24 protein-coding genes are annotated in these 21344 nt (G+C 40.1%); 9 read left to right on the forward strand and 15 right to left on the reverse strand.

Annotated features, from left to right (window positions below; translation table 11 throughout):
• Positions 1–43: 43 nt before the first annotated feature.
• The 3 genes from Q0K96_RS11545 to Q0K96_RS11555 form a co-directional block, all read right to left on the reverse strand.
• The gene (locus tag Q0K96_RS11545) at positions 44–427 is read right to left on the reverse strand and encodes a hypothetical protein (protein WP_297334148.1); all 384 of its coding nucleotides are present in this window, start codon (positions 425–427) and stop codon (positions 44–46) included.
• A 62-nt stretch (positions 428–489) separates the two neighbouring features.
• Entirely contained in the window at positions 490–2049 is a 1560-nt protein-coding gene (locus Q0K96_RS11550; protein ID WP_297334149.1) for a ribonuclease E/G, read from the reverse strand.
• A 376-nt stretch (positions 2050–2425) separates the two neighbouring features.
• Entirely contained in the window at positions 2426–2746 is a 321-nt protein-coding gene (locus Q0K96_RS11555) for an HU family DNA-binding protein (protein ID WP_297334169.1), read from the reverse strand.
• A 105-nt stretch (positions 2747–2851) separates the two neighbouring features.
• Between Q0K96_RS11555 and mutY the strand changes: the two genes are divergently transcribed.
• Genes mutY through gldD form a run of 4 tightly spaced genes read left to right on the forward strand, consistent with a single transcriptional unit; the run spans position 2852 to position 6288 of the window.
• Entirely contained in the window at positions 2852–3889 is a 1038-nt protein-coding gene (gene mutY, locus Q0K96_RS11560) for an A/G-specific adenine glycosylase (protein ID WP_297334150.1), read from the forward strand.
• Positions 3890–3931: 42 nt separating this feature from the next.
• The gene (gene ssb / locus Q0K96_RS11565; RefSeq protein ID WP_297334151.1) at positions 3932–4408 is read left to right on the forward strand and encodes a single-stranded DNA-binding protein; all 477 of its coding nucleotides are present in this window, start codon (positions 3932–3934) and stop codon (positions 4406–4408) included.
• Positions 4409–4431: 23 nt separating this feature from the next.
• On the forward strand, positions 4432–5718 hold the full coding sequence (locus Q0K96_RS11570; protein ID WP_297334152.1) for a gliding motility-associated protein GldE: 1287 nt from the start codon (positions 4432–4434) through the stop codon (positions 5716–5718).
• Positions 5719–6288 carry a gliding motility lipoprotein GldD gene (gene gldD, locus Q0K96_RS11575; RefSeq protein WP_297334153.1) on the forward strand — a complete coding sequence of 190 codons (570 nt, stop codon included), beginning with the start codon at positions 5719–5721 and terminating at the stop codon, positions 6286–6288.
• 49 nt (positions 6289–6337) lie between these two features.
• Here gldD and Q0K96_RS11580 read toward each other — a convergent pair whose 3' ends face one another.
• Positions 6338–6907, reverse strand: a complete 570-nt coding sequence (locus tag Q0K96_RS11580) for a heavy-metal-associated domain-containing protein (protein ID WP_297334154.1) — start codon at positions 6905–6907, stop codon at positions 6338–6340.
• Between the two features lie 125 nt (positions 6908–7032).
• Between Q0K96_RS11580 and Q0K96_RS11585 the strand changes: the two genes are divergently transcribed.
• Positions 7033–7899 carry an EamA family transporter gene (locus Q0K96_RS11585; protein ID WP_297334155.1) on the forward strand — a complete coding sequence of 289 codons (867 nt, stop codon included), beginning with the start codon at positions 7033–7035 and terminating at the stop codon, positions 7897–7899.
• A gap of 67 nt (positions 7900–7966) precedes the next feature.
• Here Q0K96_RS11585 and Q0K96_RS11590 read toward each other — a convergent pair whose 3' ends face one another.
• Complete coding sequence (locus tag Q0K96_RS11590; RefSeq protein WP_297334156.1) at positions 7967–10009, reverse strand: pitrilysin family protein; 2043 nt, start codon at positions 10007–10009, stop codon at positions 7967–7969.
• Between the two features lie 15 nt (positions 10010–10024).
• A complete protein-coding gene (locus Q0K96_RS11595; RefSeq protein WP_297334157.1) occupies positions 10025–11350 on the reverse strand; it encodes a pitrilysin family protein in 1326 nt (441 codons plus the stop codon).
• A 196-nt stretch (positions 11351–11546) separates the two neighbouring features.
• Here Q0K96_RS11595 and rplU point away from each other — a divergent pair, with 196 nt between their 5' ends.
• A complete protein-coding gene (gene rplU / locus Q0K96_RS11600) occupies positions 11547–11909 on the forward strand; it encodes a 50S ribosomal protein L21 (RefSeq protein ID WP_223054132.1) in 363 nt (120 codons plus the stop codon).
• Between the two features lie 26 nt (positions 11910–11935).
• The gene (rpmA, locus tag Q0K96_RS11605) at positions 11936–12196 is read left to right on the forward strand and encodes a 50S ribosomal protein L27 (RefSeq protein ID WP_223054131.1); all 261 of its coding nucleotides are present in this window, start codon (positions 11936–11938) and stop codon (positions 12194–12196) included.
• A gap of 52 nt (positions 12197–12248) precedes the next feature.
• On the opposite strand, the gene Q0K96_RS11610 is transcribed toward rpmA, so the two are convergent.
• Complete coding sequence (locus tag Q0K96_RS11610; RefSeq protein ID WP_297334158.1) at positions 12249–12725, reverse strand: hypothetical protein; 477 nt, start codon at positions 12723–12725, stop codon at positions 12249–12251.
• A 90-nt stretch (positions 12726–12815) separates the two neighbouring features.
• Positions 12816–13193 (reverse strand): hypothetical protein, encoded by a 378-nt coding sequence (locus tag Q0K96_RS11615; protein ID WP_297334159.1) that lies wholly within the window; start codon positions 13191–13193, stop codon positions 12816–12818.
• Between the two features lie 59 nt (positions 13194–13252).
• Here Q0K96_RS11615 and Q0K96_RS11620 point away from each other — a divergent pair, with 59 nt between their 5' ends.
• Entirely contained in the window at positions 13253–13816 is a 564-nt protein-coding gene (locus Q0K96_RS11620; RefSeq protein ID WP_297334160.1) for a CPBP family intramembrane glutamic endopeptidase, read from the forward strand.
• A gap of 6 nt (positions 13817–13822) precedes the next feature.
• On the opposite strand, the gene Q0K96_RS11625 is transcribed toward Q0K96_RS11620, so the two are convergent.
• The 4 genes from Q0K96_RS11625 to Q0K96_RS11640 form a co-directional block, all read right to left on the reverse strand.
• The gene (locus tag Q0K96_RS11625; RefSeq protein ID WP_297334161.1) at positions 13823–14236 is read right to left on the reverse strand and encodes a hypothetical protein; all 414 of its coding nucleotides are present in this window, start codon (positions 14234–14236) and stop codon (positions 13823–13825) included.
• Between the two features lie 14 nt (positions 14237–14250).
• Entirely contained in the window at positions 14251–14886 is a 636-nt protein-coding gene (gene aat, locus Q0K96_RS11630) for a leucyl/phenylalanyl-tRNA--protein transferase (protein WP_297334162.1), read from the reverse strand.
• 148 nt (positions 14887–15034) lie between these two features.
• Positions 15035–15427: a DUF3127 domain-containing protein gene (locus Q0K96_RS11635; protein ID WP_297334163.1), complete on the reverse strand. Its 393-nt coding sequence runs from the start codon at positions 15425–15427 to the stop codon at positions 15035–15037.
• A 46-nt stretch (positions 15428–15473) separates the two neighbouring features.
• A complete protein-coding gene (locus Q0K96_RS11640) occupies positions 15474–16355 on the reverse strand; it encodes a flavin reductase family protein (RefSeq protein WP_297334164.1) in 882 nt (293 codons plus the stop codon).
• Between the two features lie 184 nt (positions 16356–16539).
• On the opposite strand from Q0K96_RS11640, the gene Q0K96_RS11645 reads away from it, so the two are divergent.
• On the forward strand, positions 16540–17706 hold the full coding sequence (locus Q0K96_RS11645; protein WP_297334165.1) for a HAMP domain-containing sensor histidine kinase: 1167 nt from the start codon (positions 16540–16542) through the stop codon (positions 17704–17706).
• 53 nt (positions 17707–17759) lie between these two features.
• Here the strand turns inward: Q0K96_RS11645 and Q0K96_RS11650 are convergent, their stop codons facing one another.
• The 3 genes from Q0K96_RS11650 to Q0K96_RS11660 form a co-directional block, all read right to left on the reverse strand.
• Positions 17760–18812, reverse strand: a complete 1053-nt coding sequence (locus Q0K96_RS11650) for an Omp28-related outer membrane protein (RefSeq protein WP_297334166.1) — start codon at positions 18810–18812, stop codon at positions 17760–17762.
• A gap of 34 nt (positions 18813–18846) precedes the next feature.
• Complete coding sequence (locus tag Q0K96_RS11655) at positions 18847–19572, reverse strand: T9SS type A sorting domain-containing protein (protein WP_297334167.1); 726 nt, start codon at positions 19570–19572, stop codon at positions 18847–18849.
• A 101-nt stretch (positions 19573–19673) separates the two neighbouring features.
• Positions 19674–21146 (reverse strand): T9SS type A sorting domain-containing protein, encoded by a 1473-nt coding sequence (locus Q0K96_RS11660; protein WP_297334168.1) that lies wholly within the window; start codon positions 21144–21146, stop codon positions 19674–19676.
• Positions 21147–21344: the final 198 nt, after the last annotated feature.

Genomic DNA, 21344 nt, shown 5'->3' on the forward strand with positions numbered 1-21344 from the left:
GTTTTAAGTAGTCTAATATAAATAAAAAGTTATTGTCTAACAACTACCTCCTCTCAAAACGTATAACAGGGGCGTTAGGGCCACTGTTACCGGAAAGTATTAATTCGTTATCATTTAGTGTGTAATTCCATTCGCTGTCGCCGCCTGCTATAGATATGGTTATCTTTTGTTCTCCCTGCTCAATAGGGTAAAAGCCGGACTGTAGCATGTAAGGATATTCATCTTCTACATTATTATCAATAGTAAGGTTAGCGTTATTTATTTTCCAGATAATATCACCGTTTTCCAGCACAGGCGGGTTAGGTACCGTGGCAGTATATGATTTCATGTTCCAGTTGCCGTTTAGCGGGTTCATGTTATCTTCTTCATTATCAGAGCAGGAAAACATACAGAATGTCAGGACTAAAAAGAGTAGCGCTTTTTTCATTGCTTTTTTTTGAGGTAAATATATAAAAAAACCGCCCATACATTCCGTAAGGGCGGTTTTTGCTATTCTGTTGCAATAGGATTGCCTTTGCTGTCAAAAAAGCGGTATTCTAAATACGTGTAAGCGTCACGTGGTATAATTTTTATCCATTTTTTATGCTCAAAAAACCATTTAGAGCGAATGGATGGGAAACCTTTGGTAAGGTATGCTGCCACAAAAGGGTGTGCGTTAAGCACTATCTTTTTGCGGTTCTTTAAAATTCTTTCAAGGTCGGCCGTTATCCTGTCAATCACAAGAATAGGAGCTTCTATCTCGCCCGTAGGCTTGTTAGGGTCTTCTTCGCGTGTCTTGATGTTTACTTCAGGCCGTACTCTTTGTCGGGTAATTTGGATGAGCCCAAATTTACTCGGAGGCAGGATCTTGTGTTTTGCCTTATCGTCGCTCATTTCCTGTTTCAGGAAATCATAAAGTTTTTTCCTGTTGTCCGGATTGCTCATATCAATAAAATCGACAACAATAATACCACCCATGTCCCTTAGCCTTAGCTGCCTTGCAATTTCGGCAGCGGCAATCATGTTTACTTCAAGGGCGGTGTCTTCCTGGCTTTGCGCCTTGTTAGAGCGGTTACCGCTGTTCACGTCTATAACGTGCAGTGCTTCGGTATGCTCTATAATAAGGTAGGCGCCTTTGCTCATAGAAACCGTTTTCCCGAAAGAGGTTTTAATCTGCCTTTCTATATTGTATTTTTCAAAAAGCGGCAGCTCACGGTTTTGGTAAAGCTTAACGATGTTGGCTTTGTTAGGGGCTATCTCCTGCAGATAGTCCTTTGTTTGGTAAAACAGGTCTTCATCATCTACATAAATGCCGGTAAAAGTGTCGTTAAACACATCACGAAGTATAGAGGAAACCCTGTTTACCTCGCCCAGCACTTTGCTCGGATGGTGTGCAGAAGGCATTCGTTTGCACATGGCTGTCCATTTCTCCATAAGGTTCTGGAGGTCTTTATCCAGCTCGGCTACTTTTTTGCCTTCGGCTACCGTTCTTACAATAACACCAAATCCTTTTGGCCTTATGCTTTGCACAAGGCGTTTAAGGCGGTCTTTTTCTTCCTTAGATTCTATTTTCTGCGAAATCGAGATGCGGTCAGAAAAAGGCACAAGCACCACATAGCGGCCTGCCAGCGAAAGCTCTGAGCTTATGCGCGGCCCTTTTGTGGATATTGGCTCTTTTACCACCTGAACGAGGATTGACTGGTTGGCGCTTAACACATCGGTTATAACACCATCTTTATTAATCTCTTTCTCGAACGGAAAATTTTTCAGGGAATAATCTTTTAATTTACCTGCGCTTACAAGTTTTATGAATTTTATTAAAGAGGGCAGGTTAGGCCCCAGGTCGTGGTAATGCAAAAAAGCATCTTTTTCGAACCCCACGTTAACAAATGCGGCATTAAGGCCGGCTACAGGTTTCCGTATTTTGGCTATAAAAATATCGCCTACAGAAAACTTGTTCTTGTCTTCCTGTTCTTTATGCAATTCAATTAGTTTTCCATCTTTTAACAAGGCAAAATCTACTGCTTCAGAACCAGACCGAATAATCAGTTCTTTATTCACGCTGTACATTTTTATCTGCCGCAGTTTACGGTTTACAGCTCACCGTTTACAGATTTAACTGTATATTGATTACTGTTAACTGCTAACTGTATAGCAGATGGATTAAACATTTTATTACAGGTAGTTTAGTACCCGGAGATATCAGTTTTAAGTTAACGGTTAATAGTTTACAGTGTGTAAATCTTAACTCTGAATTCTTAACTCTGAAATCTTTTTTGTCAATGAACGTTTTAAAAAAGAAAAAGTAGTATTAAACTACTTTTTCTTTTTGTGACGGTTAGCTCTCGCCCTTTTTTTACGTTTGTGCGTAGCTACTTTATGTCTTTTTCTTTTTTTCCCACTTGGCATAATGTCTAAGGGTTTTGGATTAATAAATTAAGTTTTGTTACTTTACTTCAGTATTCGTTTTAACACCGTCAACAAACACTTTGGCAGGTTTAAATGCAGGTATGTTGTGTGCAGGTATTTTTATTGTAGTGTTTTTGGATATATTCCTTCCGGTTTTTTCAGCACGTGTTTTAATAATAAAGCTTCCAAACCCTCTCAGATAAACATTATCGCCGGTTTCCAAAGAGTTTTTTACTTCCTCCATAAAAGACTCTACTGTTGCTTGCACATCTCCTTTTTCAAGCCCAAGTTTTTCAGAGATTTTTGCTACGATGTCTGCTTTCGTCATTTTCTTTCTAAAATTTATATTTGTATGTATTTTTTTCGAGTGTGCAAATATATGAATTAAAAAAACAATATTTCAAGGTTAATACATTAAAATTTAATAACATAAAGTTTTAATTTTGCTAACCTCTCCTTTACTATGAATTTTTCTAATCTGCTGATAAGTTGGTATTTACAAAACCGCCGCGATTTGCCCTGGCGCAAAACACCACAGCCATACCCCGTGTGGCTGTCAGAAATTATGCTCCAGCAAACGCGCGTGGCGCAGGGTATGCCTTATTTTTTTAAGTTTATAGAGGCATTTCCAACCGTAAAACATCTTGCTGCGGCACCCGAAGAGCAGGTGCTTAAATTATGGCAGGGGCTTGGCTATTACAGCAGGGCAAGAAACCTGCACGCAACCGCCAAATACATAGCAAATGAACTGAAAGGTGAGTTTCCCGATAGCTATGACGGGCTGCTAAAGCTTAAAGGTGTAGGCGATTATACCGCAGCCGCTATTGCTTCTATTTGTTATGGTGAGGCCGTGCCCGTTGTAGATGGTAATGTTTACCGGGTGCTGTCGCGCTATTTCGGCTTAGAGGCCGATATATCTTCACCTGCTGCCAAACCGTTGTTTAAAAATATTGCTTCCGGACACCTGCCGCCGGGGTGCGCATCTGAATTTAACCAGGCCATGATGGAGTTTGGCGCATTACAATGTGTGCCAAAAAATCCGGACTGCCCCAACTGTGTGCTTAATAAAGAGTGTGTCGCATATAATACCGGGCGGGTGGCAAGCCTGCCTGTAAAACTCAAAAAAACAAAAGTTACACACAGGTATTTTAATTATATTATTGTTGAAGACGGCCAGGGCAGGAGCCTTGTTAACAAACGTTCAGCAAAGGGTATATGGCATAACCTTTATGAATTTCCGTTACTGGAAACCGAGAATGATGTACAGCCCGAAGAGGTAATGCAGGTTATCCGAAATGAGTTTTTTACCGATTTTCCCGTTACTGACGTTGTGCTTATACAGGATACTATTGTTCATAAACTCTCGCACCAGCACCTGTATATACGCTTTTGGCAGGTAACTGCCAAAGCCGGGATAAAAGGTGCACTAAGCCATAAAGAAATAAAGCTGTTGCCTGTGCCTGTGGTTATCCATAATTTTATAGAGAAGCATTGGGATTGACATTAAATTTTATTATTTTTGGTTAAACGCTAAACAGTTGTTATGAACGGAACACTTAACAAAGTAATGCTTATAGGCCATTTAGGAGACGATGTAAAGATGCACTATTTTGATGGTGGCAACTGTATAGGGCGTTTTCCGCTTGCCACTAACGAGGTTTACATCAACAAACAAACCAATGAGCGTATTACAAGTACCGAATGGCATAATATAGTGGTGCGTAACAAAGCTGCCGAAATATGCGAGAAATACCTTAGCAAAGGCGATAAAATATATGTGGAAGGCCGTATTAAATCACGCCAGTGGCAGGGAGATGACGGTACTACCAAATATACCACAGAAATTCAGGTAACTGAATTTACATTTTTAACCACTAAAAAAGAAATGGAAGGCAATAACAATACTACAGGCAACAGCAACAGGCAGCAGCAACAGCAGCCATCTGTTAGCGAACCTGCAAGGCCTGCACCTGATTATAACATGAATGTGCCTGAGCCTGACGATGACCTTCCATTTTAATTGTTTAATTAATACTCACAATTTTGGACCCCGACCCCTCGAGTATATTGTTTGATTATAGCCTATTGTTTGGCTGCGCAGGTATTCTTATCCTGCTGTTCTTTTCTGCTGTAATATCCGGAACCGAAGTCGCTTTTTTTGCATTAACTCCCGAAGATATAAAGGGTATTGCGCAAAAAAGCCCTAAAAAAGGAAAACTGATTGTAAGGCTTTTAGAAAAACCAAAAAAATTACTGGCAACCATAGTTATAGCCAACACCTTTATCAATATAGCTATTATTATACTATTCTTCAGGATAACCGGCTCTTTGTTTGAAAGCATATACCTGCCGTGGTTGCACTTTATTGTCCAGGTAGCTGTCATAACCTTTCTTGTTCTTCTTTTTGGGGAGGTGGTGCCTAAAGTTTATGCTACCCGCAATAGCGGCGCTTTTGCCATGCGGGTATCTTATATGCTCTTTTACCTGAATAAGCTACTTTCGCCCTTTAGTGTACCCATGCGTGAAGTAACACTTGCACTGTATAAGAAATTCAATGTGCAGCGTACGGGTATCTCAGTAGATCAGCTATCCCAGGCACTGGAGCTTACCGATTATGCCGATGCGACAGCCGAAGAACAAAAGATACTGGAAGGTATTGTAACCTTTGGTAATACTGATGTACGGCAGGTGATGAGTCCGCGTATAGACATTTTTGCCCTTGATATAGAAGAAGGTTTTTCAGAAATTTTTCCGAAAATTGTAGAAAGCGGCTTTTCGCGCATACCTGTATATCGTGAAAATATAGACTATATAGAAGGGGTGCTGTTCATAAAAGACCTTATCCCATATATAGACAAGCAGGAATTTGAATGGCAGACATTAATACGTGAGCCGTTTTTTATCCCTGAGAATAAAAAGCTGGATAACCTGCTGAAGGAGTTTCAGGGGATGAAAAACCACCTTGCCATTGTGGTAGATGAGTATGGGGGTACATCGGGGCTTATTTCGCTTGAAGATATACTTGAAGAAATTGTAGGCGATATAAGCGACGAATTTGATGATGAAGATATTATTTACTCTCAGATAGATGATAAAAACTTTTTGTTTGACGGTAAAATAGGGCTTAAAGACTTTTACAGGATAACCGATGTGGAGGAAGAAGGTTTTGAAGCATCAAAGGGTGAGGCGGAAACACTGGCAGGCTTCATACTCGAAATATCAGGTAATTTTCCTAAAAAAGGCCAGAAAATTAATTTTAATGACAATATCTTTACCGTCGAATCAGTTGATAAGAGAAGGATAAAACAAATAAAAGTTACCCTGCCATAAATGGATATCATTAAAAAGTTTTTTGCGGCTGCGGCCCTTTTTGCGGTGAGTGCAACATTTGTTTCGTGCAAAGAAGATGCTGTGCCCAAGCCAAAAGCATTACTGAGGCTGGATTACCCTATAGAAGATTACGTAATGTATAGCGGCAAATGCCCTTTTACATTCGCATTTAATAGTCAGGCTATAATCAGCAATAAAGGCAATTGCAATTTTACCTTGCAGTACCCAAGGATGAAAGCCACCATTTACCTCACTTATAAACCCGTGGAAGGTAACCTCGAAATGTTATTAAGGGATGCGCAAAAGCTTACCTATGAGCACGTAATTAAAGCTGATGCTATACAGGAGCTGCCTTTCGTAAATGATATGCAGAATGTATATGGCATGTTTTACCAGGTTGGGGGAGATGCCGCCACAAATGCACAGTTTTATGCCACCGACAGTACAAGGCACTTTCTTACAGGCTCTATGTATTTTTATGCACGGCCCAATTATGACTCACTTATGCCGGCAGCAAGCTATATAAAAGACGATATGCGCAACTTAATGGAAACCCTTAAGTGGAGGTAATAAAAAAGCAGCCAATGGCTGCTTTTTTATATATTTAATAATTCCTGTATTAAAGGCTTCCGGCTGACGAAGTAGTAGTACTTTCTGAATGGCATGATTTCTTAGCTTCGCCAGAGCAGCAGCTTTTCTTTTCGCCGCTTGCACAGCCTGCTTTTTCTTCTTTCTTAGCCTTTTTCTTTTCTTTCTTCTTTTCAGCCTTTTTCTTAGGCTCCTGGTCTGCTTTATACAGCATCGCTTTATCAGCAGAGTTTTTCACGTCAGCTACTTTATAAGTGCCGTCAGCAATCTTTTCTACAGTTTCTACTATCGTTTCCGGTGTCTGCTTTTCTGCATTGTAAGAAATAGTAGCTGTCTTGCTGTCAAAATCTACTTTTGCGTTTTCTACTCCGTCAAGCCCGGCAAGTTTGCTTTCAATTGTTTTGGCACAGCCAATAGCGCAGGTCATGCCCTCAATTTTAAATGAGGTTGTTTCAAGGTTAGCTGCTGTTTCTTTTTGTATGGTGTCGGTAACCGTCCCTTCTTCAGGTGTTTCTATGTTACCGTCTTTAGCCGTGTCTTTACAGCTTACAAAAAGCATTGCAGCAAGGGCAAAAGCCGAAATGTGTTTAATTACTTTCATTGTATATGATATTAAGTTCTTTTATAAAATGCTCTTTAAAAAGCGATTACAAATTTACTAAAAAACGTTTGCCATCCGGATTTATTGTCGGATTTTTAGCCCGAATTTTAAGTTAAAGTTAATCTATGCAGTCACAACAGCTAAAATGGTATTTACTGGCAATTCTTGCCTTAATATGGGGCAGTTCTTTTATACTGATAAAAAGGGGCTTATTGGGCTTAACCCCTTTTCAGCTCGGTTCGCTCCGTATCATATTTTGTGCCGTCTTCCTCCTTATTGTAGGCTTCAGAAGTTTGCGCAATGTACCGCAGGGCAAATGGAAGTACCTTGCCATAACTGCACTTTTCGGGACTTTTCTGCCGGTTTACCTTTTTTCGGTGGCACAAACCCAGATTCACAGTTCTATAAGTGCCATCCTTAACTCGCTAACACCATTAAGCACACTAATTATAGGTGCTGTGGTGTTTGGGTTACAGTTTCAGCGCAGGCAGTTATTCGGGGTGCTTATAGGCCTTGTGGGGTGCGGATTGCTTATCTATAAAGGTGCTGCAGATAACCCTAATCAAAATTACTGGTACACGCTTTTTGTAGTAGCAGCTTCGGTATGTTATGCTACCAACGTAAATCTTATTAAAAAACACCTGTCCGACTTAAGTCCGCTTAGTATAAGCACAGGCAATTTTGCGGTTATGCTGCTGCCTGCCGTTGCCGTTCTGTTTCTGTCAGGGTTTGCCGATGTTGCTACCGCCACCGAAACGCAGGAAGCAATGCTTTATATAGCTGTACTGGGTATTGTAGGTACCGGTATTGCCAATATTATATTCTTTAAACTTATACACATGTCGTCACCAATATTTGCCTCTTCGGTTACTTATATGATTCCTGTTGTGGCATTTGGATGGGGCTTGTTTGATGGCGAATCTTTAGCGCCGCTGCAACTGGTAGGTGCTGCCATAATACTGGTTGGTGTCTATTTCTCTTCAAGAAAATAAGATGTAAAGTATACTAAAAGAAAAGGCCCGCTATTGCGGGCCTTTTTATTGTAATATGTAAATTATTTTACTGGAAATCTGCAGCACTAACGCCTTCGTTTACCTTAACATCTGTAGCGGTAAACTCCATTTCCATACCACCCATATTTACGATGTTTTTGTATGGTATCTTCACACCTTTTACATCCCTGTAATCAGCAAGAATTGTAGTTTGTGTAGCCTTTTGGCCCATTTGCTCTTCTTCTTTGCTTTCAGCTAACTTAAGGCCTGTAGTAGTGTCGTAGTAGTAGGTAGAGCCTTCGTTTTTAATTGCATAAGCATCTTTACCGTTTATCTGCTCAATACCTGTAAGTGTCCATCCTTTATCACTCATCATGTTAAGCTCTTCAAACGGAACGGCAGTTTTCTTAGCATCAGCAAGTTCTTCGCCTTCAAGCTCTGTACGCTGGCCCTGTACCACACGGTATCCGCCTTTTTCATTAATTACCTGCTTCATCATTGTCATGCCCATAGCTTTCATTTCCATGGCAAATTTCTGGTCGGCAGTTTGCTTAACCACTAATTCAAGCGGAGTTCCCTGAATGGTTGCAGTAGCTGTTTTAGATATTGACTTAACACCTTTAACCGCTTTTTCGCCACCAATAGCTTTAATATAATTGTCTAATACTGTTTTCACAGTTACACCGGCAGGTACAGGCTTGTTAAGCACAGGCTTATCTGTAGGCTTACCCCATTTATCAAAATACTGGATAGGCATATTCCTGCTTTCAAGGCCCGGAAGTACATCGGCAGCTTTACCAACTACAACTATACGCGCGTTTTCTGCAAGGAAATATTTTTTAGCAGCATTCCTTACATCTTCCGGAGTTACTGCGTTGATGCTCTTAATATAGTTTTCGTAGTAATCTTCAGGAAGGTTTTGTGTCTCCGTTAAAAGTGCATACTGTGCAATTGTAGATGGTTTTTCCATCTGCATTACAAAGTTACCAATGTATTTTGCCTTAGCATTTTTAAGGTCTTCTTCAGATACAAGGTCTGTCCTTATCTTCTTGATCTCATTAAGTATTTCTACTATAGCACTGTCAGTTACTGCATTCCTTACAGATGTAGATGACCTGAAAGAAGTTACATATTTGTTAGCACCTATAGATGAATAAGCGCCATACGTCCAGCCGTGAGCTTCACGCAGGTTAAGGAAAAGCCTTCCTTCGCCACCACCACCAAGAATCTGGTTGGCAAGAAGCGCTGCGAAATAGTCTTTATCTGTCCTTTTAAGGTTTACAACGTTAACAACAGATATTTCACTTTGCACTGCGTTAGGCATATCTACAAAGTTAATTTGTGTATACTGTACATCTTTAGGATCGCTGTACGTTACTTTAGGAGCTGTGTTAGGAGTCCAGTCGCCAAAAAGTTTCTTAACCTGTTTTTTAACGTCTTTAGTTTTAACATCGCCCACTACAACAAGGTAAGCATTACCCGGAACAAAGTAAGTATTGTAGTTGTTAACAACATCTGCAAGTGTTACATTGTTAAGTGTTTCTTCGCTAAGATATTCTCCGTTAGGGTGTTTTTTACCATATATAAGCGCATCTGTTACCCTTGAAGCTACCGATGATACACTCTTCTCGTCAGCCTTAAGCCCTTCTATTATCTTAGCTTTTTGCTTGTCGAATTCTTCCTGGGTAAATTTCGGGTTAAGTGCACCGTCAGCCATAAGCTCTAGTATCCTTTCAGAGTACTTAGAAAGCCCGCTTCCTGAAGCGCCTTCTGCCCAGAAGTTAATATTTGCGCCTAAAAAGTCAGTTTCTTCGTTAAAAGCGTCTTTAGACATTTTTTTGGTACCTGTGCCCATAAGTGCACTAACCATATCAGATACACCTTTTTTCTCACCTTCGGCATAAGGAGCGTTATCCATGGTAAGTGTATAAGATACCCTTGGCAGTTTGTGGTTTTCTACAACCAAAACCTTTAGTCCGTTTTTAAGTTCAAATGTTTCCGGTTTGCCAACATTTACTGTTGGTGCCGGTCCCGGTTTTGGCATTGGCCTGTCTTGTGCCTGCATACTAATAAAGAATAAGCCGGCTAATAGATATATTGCTTTTTTCATGATTCTCAATGATTCTTAGTTTTGTGCTTTGTCTTTAGCTGGTACATAATCTAATATCAACCTTTGGTTAGGGTTAAGGTATTTGCGTGCAACATCCCTTATCTCTTCCCTGGTGATAGAACGGTAAATGTCTATTTCGTTGTTTATAAGGTTTACATCGCCATAAAGCATGTAGTAAGTAGCAAGGTTGCTTGCAATACCCTCAACACTGCTGTTGCTGTTTACGTAGTTGCTTTCGTAAATGTTTTTAAGCTTCTGGAATTCTTTCTCAGAGATAAGCTCGTTTTGAAGTTTTTTAATTTCTTCATCAGCTTCTTTTAAAAGTTCTTCAGAAGTATGTCCCTGCATCGGGATACCATATACTATATAAAGACCGTAATCTTCCTGGCTGTAGTTGAAAGCACCCATTTGAAGCGCCATCTTTTTGTCATCTACAATCTTCTTATACATCCTTGAGCTTTTTCCGTCGCTAAGAATAGTAGAGATCATGTCAAGAACACGTGCTTCCCTGGTTTTCATAGAAGGTGTCCTGTAGGCAGCCACAACCATTGGCAGCTGTATGTTAGGATCTTCATAAGTAGCACGAAGCGTTTGTGTTATTGGCTTTTCTTCATAAGTCTGGCGTGTAACCGGGGCTCCTTTAGGTATTGGCCCAAAGTACTGCTGTATCCATTTTTTTGTCTTTTCTATGTCAAGGTCACCCGCTACAACAAGCACAGCGTTGTTAGGCACATAGAATTTTTTGTTGAATGCCTGGAACTCTTCAAGAGTAGCGGCATCAAGGTGCTCCATAGAACCAATGGTTGCCCAACGGTATGGGTGAACCTGGAACATGTTCCTTTTTACCTCTGCAATAAGGTTACCATAAGGCTGGTTGTCTACACGAAGTCTTTTTTCTTCTTTAACTACCTCATTTTGTGTATCTACACCTATTTGGTTTATAACCGGGTGCATAAGCCTTTCCGACTCCATCCATATAGCCAATTCAAGGTTGTTGCTTGGGAAAACCTCATAATAGTATGTTCTGTCGTCGCTTGTGTTAGCATTGTTATTACCGCCATTTGCAGTAACTATTTTAAACCACTCGCCACGCTCAATGTTTTTGGTGCCCTCAAACAGCAAATGCTCAAAAAAGTGCGCAAACCCAGTCCTTTCAGGATTTTCGTCTTTAGAACCAACATGATACATTACCGAAGTAATTATAACCGGTGCCGTTTTGTCCTGGTGCAGGATTACATGCAGCCCGTTGTCCAGATCATATTCCTCAAATGCTACTTTCTGGGCAGATGCTACTCCGCCAAGCATGAGGAGTGAACCCAAAGCCATTAAAGATTTTTTCATAAAGAGTTTAATTATTGATTTTGATAATTGGTGTGCAATTTCGGTATTTTGTTACAATAAAGCTAAATTTTTTTCTTTTCATGATTATCAGGCTGTTATATTAATGATTTTTGCTTTAAAAATTAGTCTTGCATATTGGCTGATAAATAAATAGTTGTATATTTGCAGCCTTAAAATTTAATTAAAACATATTGTTATGTATGCAATCGTAGAGATAGCAGGGCAGCAATTTAAAGTTAGCAAAGACCAAAAGGTTTATGTTCACCGTTTAGAAGGTAAAGAAGGAGATGCAGTTACATTTGCAAAAGTTCTTTTACTTGATGACAGCGGAAACATAACACTTGGCGCCCCGGCTATAGAAGGTGCTTCGGTAGAAGCCAAAGTGCTGCAGCACTTAAAAGGAGACAAGGTAATTGTTTTCAAAAAGAAAAGGAGAAAAGGTTACAAAGTTAAGAATGGCCACCGCCAGTCTTTAACCCAAATCTCTATTACAGGTATAACTGCACCGGGAGCTAAGAAAAAAGCTTCTAAAAAAGCAGAAACTGAAACTGCAGAATAATATTAACAATTAAAAACTAAAACATCATGGCTCACAAGAAAGGTGTCGGTAGTTCCAAGAACGGTAGGGAATCAGAGTCGAAACGTTTAGGCGTTAAGATTTTTGGAGGCCAGGCTGCCATTGCCGGTAACATTATTGTTAGGCAAAGGGGCTCTAAGCACAACCCGGGCGAAAATGTATATATGGGTAAAGACCATACCCTGCATGCAAAAGTTGACGGTGTTGTTCAATTCCAAAAGAAACGTGATAACAAATCATATGTTTCTATAGTTCCGTTTGAAGCTTAAGACATAAAAAAGCAGATATAAAAAACCCACTCAAAAAGAGTGGGTTTTTTATTTAGTTAGCTTTGATGTGATTATTAATAATTGCTTCCCACTTTTTAATGAGCTGCAATTCGTCATTAATCTGCATATTTATTGCCATATCAAAAAACAGAAGCCTTTGCTCATATTCATAATGGCTGCCCGTTAGTGCCAGCTCCAGCCTTCGGATGCTGTAAGGGTCTTCAAGATGGTTTGTTACCGCCCTGCCCGAGTTTATAATGCGGCATTCCTTTATGCCCTTCAGATTTATCTTCTTTACACCGGCGCTGTTGTTTTCTATAAAATAAAGCGTGCCTGCGCTGTCTAAGCTAATAGCGGAGTTATTCCATAAATCATGCTTTATTATTTTTTGAGACTCTTTTTCAGCAATATTCTGAAGCCTGTTTAGTGTTGCTTTTTCTTCTTTGTCTCTTTTTTTATGTACCAATGCAATTGGTATAAATATCAGCAACAATATAGCTGCACCTATAATAATAACAGAAAGTTCCATTGTTTAAATTTTATTAATAGTAATATGTAGTTATGCACTTGCCTTTGGGGCAGTACAAATTTTTATTTTAACCGGGTTTATAGTTGTGTATTACCAGAAATAATGGAAGGGGAAAATAAGGTCGGCTTTCCTGTTTCGAATAATAAGGCAGGAAGCAAAATTAAGGTATTGTAAGGCCGATTTGCTGCGGGCTTTATATTTGTATCCTGAAATTAACACCTCTAACAGAGGATACTTGTATTCCTGCTGGTTAGATTTAACCGGCGTAAATATATTTTCGCCAAAGCTAAGGTGTGCTGCGCTAATATGGAGCACATCGGCCTTATAGCTTTCTTTTTGGTTATGCGCTTTTTTGAAAAAGGCATCTGCAGAAGCTGTATTTGCTGTGGGAGCATAGTTATATGCCGATGCTGCAAATGCCACAATTGCACTAATGCTGATAATAAATAAGCCTAAAGCCTTTTTCATGCTGCAAATATACAGTCTTTATCCGGTAAATTGTTGTGTATCTTTACACCGCCAATGCTATGATAGATATGACTAAGTTGCTTTTGTATGATCTGTCAGGTTTTTTAAAAAATCCTGATGATGTACAGTATAATGTGTCAGCTATAAAGAAGGCAAAGATTTTTATCATTCTCTTTTTAGTAAAAGTATTCATCTTTCTATTGCTTATCTACCCTTTGCTGATATTACTCAATAATATTATAGACTTACAGCATCGTGGGGAATTGGTAGAAGATTCGGTTTTTACGTTAATTGCAGTAAGCATAATTGCCCCTGTAACAGAAGAGCTGTTTTTCAGGCTCGTGCTAAGGCGACAGGGGTTGGTTGCTGCCATATTTTCTGAACAAATATGGTACAAAGTTTTCCCATGGCTTTGCCGTATATCTATTGTAGGCTTTGCAGTAATACATTTAAGCAACTACAATAATTCAGAAACATTATTCTATGTACTCTCGCCGCTAATCGTGCTTTCTCACTTTATTACCGGGTGCTTCATTACATTTACAAGAGTAAGGCTATGTTTTTTATATGGCTTGCTCCTCCATTCCCTGTGGAATTTTTCAGCCTATGTACTCCTTTCCTAATGTTTATTATCCAATAAAATTAAGCAGCCATGATATCAATATTATCATGATAAAATGCAACAGGAATGCTTTGCGTTCCTGGTCTTTAAAAAAGGAGTAGATCATAAAAAAGATGTTGATAATGGCAAGCCCGTAAACAATTGTGTTTAATCCGGGAAAATTTTTATCGGATACTGCTACCAATGATGCTCCTATTATACACGCAATAATAAAAGAAGATGTTACCTGTACACCTGTTTGTTTAGTATCTATTCTGGTTATGGCAGCTATAAGGCGTACCGGCACAAAATAAAGGGCAATTGCTGCAGCCCCAATAAGGTAAACAGAGGCTTCAAAAACTTCTTTCCTGAAAAGTAAAAATGCAACTAGTACCGCAAGCAACATAAATGCTTCGTAGTACTTTTTTATAACAGTGGCCATATATTTTTAATTAATTAGTTGATAACTCTCTCTAAAAATGCTTCCCTGCTAATTTCGCGTGCCCCCAGGCTCTCAAGATGCGGGTTATGCACCTGGCAGTCCAGCAGGCGGTAGTTTTCGGCTTCAAGCTTTTTAGCAAGCACTATAAATGCCAGTTTGCTTGCATTAGGCATTTTACTGAACATGCTCTCACCACAAAACACATGGCCAAGGTCTATACCATAAAGCCCGCCAACCAGTTCATTGTCCTGCCATACCTCTACAGATTTTGCATGGCCCAGTTCGTGCAGCTTTATATAAGCTTCTTTCATTTCTGCGGTTATCCAGGTTCCTGCCTGGCCCTGGCGCTTAATGCTGCTGCACTGCTCTATTACCTTTCTAAAGGCAGTATTAAATGTAACACGAAAAATGCCCCTGTTAATTATATTCCGCATACTTTTAGAAACTTTGAGCTCGCCAAAGAATAAAACCATGCGCTCCGGAGGGCTCCACCATAGAATTGGGTCGTCATCGTCAAACCACGGAAATATTCCGTTACGGTATGCCAGCATAAGCCTTTCAGGCGATAAATCTCCGCCGATTGCCACAATGCCTTCGGGTGAGGCGCTATGTGCTGGAGGAAAATATAACTCGCGGGACAGGAAGTACATAATTAATTAAAAATTAAATAATTATCAAGTTATTTGCATATTTGTTTTCTATTGACACACTGTTGTATAAAAGCAAAAACTTATGTAATATAAAAATCCCGCGTGCAGTTGCACGCGGGAATATTTTTAGATATGATGTGCCGGGTTATTAGAATGGCAGGTCGTCATGATCCTCTTCCCTGAAATTTGTAGCAGGCTCAAACGAGTCCTGTGCACTTGGCATTGGCGGCTGTGCCTGGTAGCCACCTCCTGCTGGCGCTTCGGGTTGCAGTTTTTCTATCCTCCAGCCCTGTATAGAGTTAAAATATTTTGTTTCACCCTGCGGGTTTACCCACTCCCTGCCACGCAGGTTTATAGATACTTTTACCGGCTCGCCAACCCTGTAGTTATTCAGCAGGTCGCATTTATCCTGAGTAAATTCTACCATTATATGCTGCGGGTACTGCTCATCTGTAGTAACCACCATTTCCCTTTTCCTGAAACCGTTGTTGCCAAACATTCTGGTCTCGTCAATCATCTTGATTCTTCCTGAAACTTCCATAATTATCCTGTTGTTTTTTCTGCCACATGGCAGCAATCGTTACTATTTAAAACTCTTTTTTAGCCAAAAGCACTTTCCATGCTTTTAATACTTCATTATTGTCAAGGCACTGCTTGGCCTTTTTATATCTTTTTTCTTCATCGTCACTGCTAAGTATGCCTTTAATCTCAAAGTCCTCCTTAACAAACCCGGTTACTTCTTCATTTGTAGGCATTGCTTCCACATTGCCGAGCTTCCCTAAATCGTTACCGTCAAAAAAGCCGCATTCTTTTACAAAAGCAGGTACATTATCTACACCAATGCCAAGTGTCGTTAATGGCTTTTCAACTTCAAACAGCCCCTGGTTGGCCCTGCTGTACCAGTTACCACCCATACGCGCTACAAGGTCAATCTTAGTCTGGTCAACCGCTCCGTTTTCATCAAGTATATTTTCATCAACATGAATTTTAACCACTTCACATATTATCAGGTTGCCCGCGCCCCCGCCTGTTCCCAGTGCTATTATATCATTAACCTTACACTCAAACTGTACGGGAGATTCTTTTACCCTGAAAGGCTTTACAATATCACTTGGCAGCATGGTTAGCCCCGCTTTCTCAAATTCATTTATTCCTTCGCCATACTCTGTGCTTGAGAGCGACGCCTGCTGCACTATGGCATAATTAACCACATTAATAACAACTTCCCTGTTAAGTTCTGCATTTATAAGGGTATGTTTTACAGTAGTATCCCTAACCCTGCGTGCAGGCGAAAAAACCAACACGGGCGGATTTGCACTAAACACATTAAAAAAGCTGAAGGGCGAAAGGTTGGGCACATTGTTTTTATCTAAAGTGCTGGCAAAAGCTATCGGCCTGGGCCCTACTGCTCCCTGAAGGTAACCCTGCAGCTTTGCGGTAGGTATTTCTTTTGGGTCTATACTCAACATTATTGCGGTTGTTTTTACAAAGATACTTTTTATATGCTTAGTTAAAAATGCCAATATCAAATTTAACCCGATGTTTTAGCAATTAATACTAACTGCCTAAAGTTGCCGTTTTTCCGTTTACACATCTTACACCTATTACAGCTTTACCAACTTTTAGTATCTTTAATGCTCAATTAATTAAAATATGCAAATTTCGGATAACAGGGATTTTACCCGTTGGTTCATTATAGTGGTTTCGTTTCTAATAGTGGTTCTTATAGTATGGAATACCTACTATCTTTTCCAGGCTTTTAAAGAGGAGGAACGGATGAAGATGGAATTATGGGCTGATGCTACAGAAGCCATAATAAGCCCTACAGATGACAAGGCGCTGGAGACGGTAAGCGACATTACCACTAAAAATAATACTATACCACTAATACTTACCGATGCCGAAGGGATAATACGCGAATCAAGGAATATAGATGAAAATATACTGCAAGGCAGTAAGATAAAAGACAGCATAAAAGCATATAAACTATTAGAAGAATTTAAGTCGCAAAACAACAGGCTTACTATTGAGTATATGCCAGGGGAGTTTCAGTATGTATATTTTGGAAACTCAACATTACTAAATGTACTGAAGTACTACCCGGTAGCATTGGTGCTCATAATACTTTTATTTGGTGTAGTGGTATATATATTTTTTAAAGCCAATAAAATTAGTGCACAAAACAGGCTATGGGCAGGTATGGCTAAAGAAACCGCCCACCAGATTGGTACGCCGCTTTCGTCATTGCTGGGATGGATTGAGATTATGAAAGCAGATAATGTTGACGAAACCACCGTTACAGAGGTGGAAAAGGATGTGCTGAGGCTGCAAACCATTGCAGAACGTTTCTCTAAAGTAGGGTCTGAGCCGGAATTGCAGGAACTGGATATTATTGCGGAAACAGAAAGGTCTTTTGCCTACCTGAAGGCGCGGGCATCAAAGCAGGTTGAATTTATTTTTCATGCACCGGCCCATCCTGTAAAGGTTATGCTTAACCCTGAACTGCATAGCTGGACGGTGGAGAATCTTGTAAAGAATGCCATAGATGCCATGAAAGGCAAAGGCAGGCTCGAAATAATACTGGAAGAGCGTGAAAAGTATGTAAAGCTTAAGGTTTGCGATTCGGGTAAGGGTATTGCAAAGAGCCAGTACAAAAAGGTTTTTGAACCCGGTTTTACTACCAAGAAGCGGGGTTGGGGCTTAGGACTTTCTTTAACCCGCCGTATTGTTGAAGAATATCATAAGGGAAGGATTAAGGTATTGCACAGTGAAGTTGGTAAGGGTACCATAATGCAGGCCAGCTTCCCGAAGCAGAAATAATAAATAAGGGCTGCCGTTACCGGCAGCCCTTATCATATAAAAATAGAACAAATCTAAAACTCTTCAAATTCCTGTGCCTCTCCGGGATGGTTTCTCCTCACGTTTAGTGCGTGCCCCTGTGCATCTACCATAAAAGCTACAAACTCAAGGTTTGCGGCGTTTTCTACGGTTGCCGGTATCTGGGCTGTAAAGCTCCTTGTAAAGGTTTCACCTGTCCTGGTGTCGGCGCTGCTTACAGCATCGCCAAGCAAGCTTGTTAAGCATCCCCTAAGCACATGGTTATGCTCAAAATTCTGAATTATATCTTCTCCGTTATAGTAAGTGGTATAATTGTACTGTTTGTGTACAAGCCCGTTCTCAAGCACATACACCACTAACTTTAAACCGTCAAAGTTTTTTCCGAATTTTACGTTTACATCAAGGTTTATGGTATTACCGTTAACTGATGATGTCATGGCCACCCCAAGTTTAGGGTTTTCACCCTGAGTAAGGGCAATAGCCTGGTTAATGTTGTTGGGTTCCGGGTAATTCCATTGTGTCATACGGTTAAGCAGTCCTTTAGGGTATCCCGGTATGTTTATCATGTTCTCCAGCTCTGTAGAGTCATAAGTATAAGGGTCATACGTAGGGTGGTTGGGGTTAAGGCTTGCACGGTGTATAGCTACCGGAACCACATTTTCTGTCTGGTTCATTACAAGCTCTATACCATAGGCTACCCTTGGGCAATAGCCACACCAGGTTCCTGTATAATCTTCAATGAGCAGGCGCTTGGTAAAGTTAGTTTCAGAGCCGTCATGAAAACGAACGGTTATTGGTTCTGTATCAAGCCCTGAATATTTTGCAACCACTTCATAATTACCTACTGCTTCTGTAGTAAAAACAGATCCGTCAATAGGGTTTCCCTGCACATAAATTACCGCTTCGGCAGTAAGGTCATTCCCCTCATTGTCTTTTACGGTAAAGGTAATAGGGTCGCCCACAGTGCGTGCAGAACGGTCGGCTGTAAGCACAAGGCCATCAACCGAATCCAGTATCTGGTAGTCTTCTGTACATGCTGTCAGCAGTATAGAAAATAAGGCAATAAACGCAAATAATTTCCTTTTCATTTTTTTGGTATTAGCCTCTTAATGAGGTGTGTTGTTACTGTTTAACAACTCTTAGCTGGGCCGTTTTATTGTCGGCGGTTGTAAACGTCGCAATATATACTCCGGTAGCAATGCCCGACATATCTATCCATTGCTCGCCTGTTGTTAATGCTGCTTTTTTAATAACCTGCCCATTAGTAGCATAAAATGTAACAGAAGCATTTTGCTGTGCCGAAACCTTTAAAGCATTACCTATTACCGTACTCTCTAACGCAATGCCGGCTTTTTTAAGCGCTGCGAAATCTTCGGCAGATGCAGTTGGCTGGTAGCGATAAGTAAATGTAATCAGGTTGCCCTGCTCATTGCCTTCTGCGTCATATTCTACAAAAGAAATAGTGTAAACAATTGGTGTTGTGCCATCACCCGGGTTATAGTTCCAGATATGGTCGTCAGTAGATTCTGTAGTAGAGTTAGCAGGTATTTCAATCAAAAAGCTTGGTACTGTTAATCCCTGAGATAAGTTATAAAGGCAAACGCCAAAGCAAAGCTGAACATCAGTTCCGTCAGTTCCGCTCATTTCATCTACCCTTGTCCTTAGGTAAATGGTTTCGTTTGTGTTGTTGGTTACTGTAAATGTAAGCTTAGAGCTTGCATCAAGCGTGTTAAAGGTAAATGTCTCGTTGTCCTCTATTGTGCCTCCGCCGGTAACATTTACCGTAATGTCTTGTGCCTGTACTATTCCGTAAATAAATAATGCAGTAAAAAGTAATAGTTTTTTCATTGTAAAAGTTTTTAATCAGCAATAAGTGTTAATGCAAAAAGGCTACCGGGAGATTTTGCTCCCGATAGCTTCTTTAGTAAGAGTTGTAAAAATAGTATAAATTATTTTATAACAAGCTTTTCAGTTTTTTCAAACGTTTGTCCTTTAACCTGTGCAATATACATACCTGTTTGCAGTTGGCCAAGGTCTATGCTTCCGTCGTTGTTTATCTGTGCAGCAGTATATACTACTTTTCCTGTAAGATCTGTAACGGTTACAGAAACAGTTTCTGATGTGTTAAAGTTAAACACCCCGTTAGACGGGTTAGGATAAACAGCAAACTTAGTTGCAGTAAGGTTATCGCCGTTTGACAGTATTCCTGCAGTTTTGAATGCTGCGTTTAAAGTCATGCTGTTACCAAAGTTTCCTGCTGAGTAATCAAATACTGGTTCCGGCATACCCACTGAGTACACTTCAATACCATGTGCTGTGTTGCCTAAACTCCATCCATCACCATAGCTGTCAAGAAGTTCTACAGAAAAACAATCTGCTACACCGTCAGGTATTGTAACATAGTGTGTTTTTGTAGTGTTGGCATCAGGTCCGCCGGCACCGGCTGCACCCGGGCCTGCCTGGTATGGGCCGCCATTTGCTACAACACCGCCATTACTGTCTTTAATTCTCCATGATATTTCGCCAGGGTAGTTATCTGTTTGCACTAAAACCACAAGGCTGTTGTTCTGTGCTGTTTCAGGAATGTTTATATCAGCAACTTTTGGTTCACTAAGCGGGCCATTAAAAGGCGTTCCGCCGTTTACCTGCGATAATTCTAGGGTGTATTCAGAACTTTCATTTATAGTAATATTATCAAATGAAACCGTTCCTGAGCCATAAGTGCTTACATTGCCTGTAATAGCTGATGTAGCTATTGTGTTGCCATTTTCTTTTAATACAATTTCGCCACTGGTAACAGGATTAGTACCATAGTTAGTAAAATCAATATTAAAACCTACAGGAGAAGAAGCATCACAAATATCTAATGCTACATTTTCTATTTCTACATTATTTTGTGAACCTGTAAGTGCTTGGCTACAGCCATTTTGAACACTATTCCTTAAGTTAACAGCATTTTGCGCACCTATTTCTGTTACAATACCGCTAGGGCAAATCCTGTAAACAGTCGGAAAGTAAGTAATCTGGTAAAGGCTCGCAATCTGTGCGCTGTCTATAATCGGATAAGGGTCTGTTGTCCAGTTACCCTGTGTGTTGCCACCTGTTCCCTGCAGGTCGGCAAGGGTTGTGGCACCGTCACCCTCAATAAAAAGTACTACAATTTCATCACTGCCATTTGGCCCGTAATTATTATAAAAATTCTTAAGGGCATGGCTCGCATGGTAGTTCCAGCAAGGGCCGCACCAGGTTGCAGAAATATCAATAATTACAGTTTTTCCCTGGTCAAGGTACTCCTGCAGGTGGTGTACATTGCCATTAATGTCTGTTGCCGTAAAATCCGGGGCTGTGCTTCCGGCCGGCAATTGGGCATGTGCAGTAAAACCTGCCAATGCCATAAATCCAAGTAGTAGAGTTTTTTTCATAAAAAAATATTCAAAGTTGTTAGTTAGTAGAAAGTTTAACAATTAGCAGTCTAATTGTTATATTGATAACGTTTAGCTGTTTAATAGAAAAATTTCATTCGAAAATATATAAAAAATATATACAACCAAAAATAATATCCAAAAATTTCTGAATTAATGGCAATTGGGAGTTGTATGAACACATAAAAACCTGTCTCT

This window comes from Flavobacterium sp. (assembly GCF_024305175.1).
Classification (GTDB): Bacteria; Bacteroidota; Bacteroidia; order Flavobacteriales; family Flavobacteriaceae; genus Flavobacterium.